The organism is Streptomyces sp. KR55, assembly GCF_052245645.1.
GTDB lineage: Bacteria > Actinomycetota > Actinomycetes > Streptomycetales > Streptomycetaceae > Streptomyces > Streptomyces flavusporus.
In genome coordinates, this window is sequence record NZ_JBQQCE010000822.1 from 1 (window position 1) to 2,183 (window position 2,183).

Genomic DNA, 2,183 nt, shown 5'->3' on the forward strand with positions numbered 1-2,183 from the left:
TGCTGCAACAAATGGGAAGGGGAGGTCAACCCCGCGGAGTCCGGGGAGAAGTGGGACGCCGCCGACCACGCGATCGCCCAGGCGTCGATGGCTGCCGAGGCGGCCCGGCTGCGCGACCACCCCAGCGTGATCTCGTTCCTGATCGGCAGCGACGCGGCGCCCAACGCCAAGATCGAGTCGGCATACCTCAAAGCGCTGCGGGCGGCCGACTGGAAGGTGCCCGTGATCCCTTCCGCCTCCGGGAAGTCGACACCCGTCACCGGCCGCTCCGGGATGCGGATGACCGGCCCTTACGACTGGGTGCCGCCCGGCTACTGGTACGACAAACGCGAGGGAGGAGCCACCGGCTTCAACTCCGAGACCAGCGCCGGTCCGAGCATTCCCACCCTCGACACACTGCGGCGGATGCTGACCCCGGCCGAGCTGGAGACACTCTGGAAGCAACCCTCCGCTCCCCAGTACCACCGCTCCCCGTCACCCACATTCTCGACACTCAAGCTGTACAACGCCGCCCTCGCCGGCCGCTACGGACGACCGATCGATCTCGGCGACTACGTGCGCAAGGCCCAACTCGCCCAGTACGAGAACGTCCGGGCGCAGTTCGAGGCGTACTCCCGCAACGCCAAGGACACCGCCGCCCCCGCGACCGGCGTCATCTACTGGATGCTCAACAGCGGCTGGACCTCCCTCCACTGGCAGCTCATCGACCGCTATCTCGACCAGAACGGGGCCTACTTCGGCGCGAAGAAGGCCAACGAACCCCTCCACATCCAGTACGGCTACGACAACCGCACGGTGAGCATCGTCAACAACCGCACAACCGCCGCCTCGGGGCTGAAGGCCCGGGTCACGCTCTTCAACACCGATGGGACCAAGAAGTACGACCGCACGGTGACCGGTGTCGACGTCGAAGCCCGCGGCGTGACCACCACCTCGCTGACCCTCCCGGCCACGGTCCCCGGCCTGGCAAGGACCTACCTGGCCCGGCTGTTGCTCACCGACTCCACCGGCCGGGAACTGGGCCGCAACGTCTACTGGCTCTCCACCCGCAACGACGTCCTCGACTACGCCAAAACCGACTGGTACTACACCCCCACCACCTCCTACGCCGACCTGACGGGCTTGAACTCGATGCCGCAGGTGACCTTGGACGTGGCAGCCACAACGAGGGTAACCAGTGCCGGCACATCGACGACGACCGTGACCCTCCGCCACCCGGGCACCACGAACGCCCCCGTTCTGCTCACCGACGTCGACCTGGTCTCCGCGGACGGGAGGACTCCCACGCTGCCCGTCCACTGGAACGACAATCAGATCAGCCTGTGGCCGGGCGAATCGGCAACTTTGGTGGCCTCCCATCGGACAGTCGATCCGGACCGCACCCCACGCGTACGTGTCTCTGGATGGAACGCCCGGGCGGTCACCGTCCCGTCCAGCTGACGATGCGGCATCACACATCGGTTTCCCCGCTCGGTGGCGATGGCTTTCCCCGCAAACGGCCCTTCCCCGTCAACTACCTCGGGCTGAAGCCGAGGCTTGTAAGTCCTGTCCGCCGCTGGCTGTGGCGTCTGGCCTACGTCCTACACCTTGACGGTGTTGGGGCGGTTGACTGCGCCCCGCTGCCACGCAGCCTCGCCACGGTGGGCGATGTTGCGGGAGCCGTTGCGGTCCGCGTGCATGACCACTCCGCAGGAGCGGCAGGCGAACCAGGCCTGGGACACCCGGTTGGTACGGTGGGTGTGCCAGCACTCGGAGCACTGGCGGGAGGTGTTGCGCGGGTCGACGAAGACCACGGGCACACCCGCCCGCCGTGCTTTGTACTCGACGAACGCGCCGAGCTGGGCGAAGGCCCACGAGTGCAGCCGGTACCGCTGTTCCTTCTTGGCCGTAACCCTCTGCCGGATGCCCTTCAGCTCTTCCAGGGCGACCCCGCGCGAGGTGCGTTCAGCGGTTATGACGATTGTCTTGGCGATGCGGTGGTTGGTGTCGGCGGCGAACCGGGCCTCGCGGCGGCGGATGCCTTTCAGCCTGCGCTTGGCGCTTTTGGTGCCCTTGGCCCAATGCCGTTGCTTGAGCTACTGAAGTATCGCGGGCGTAAGGGTGATGACCTTCTCCGGAACCTGTCGTGTGCCTCGCCTGACCTGGTCTTTCTTGCGCACGATGTACTGCGAGACCGGATGGCG

General features: G+C 66.8%; 1 protein-coding gene and 1 pseudogene. One reads left to right on the plus strand and one right to left on the minus strand.

Annotation, left to right across the window (positions count from 1 at the left end; translation table 11 throughout):
- Positions 1 to 1,440: pseudogene (locus tag ACTWQJ_RS50525) on the plus strand (exo-beta-D-glucosaminidase); the annotation flags it as partial.
- A 140-nt stretch (positions 1,441 to 1,580) separates the two neighbouring features.
- On the opposite strand, the gene ACTWQJ_RS50530 reads toward ACTWQJ_RS50525, so the two are convergent.
- Positions 1,581 to 2,027 (minus strand): RNA-guided endonuclease TnpB family protein, encoded by a 447-nt coding sequence (locus tag ACTWQJ_RS50530; protein WP_443313063.1) that lies wholly within the window; start codon positions 2,025 to 2,027, stop codon positions 1,581 to 1,583.
- Between the last annotated feature and the right edge of the window lie 156 nt (positions 2,028 to 2,183).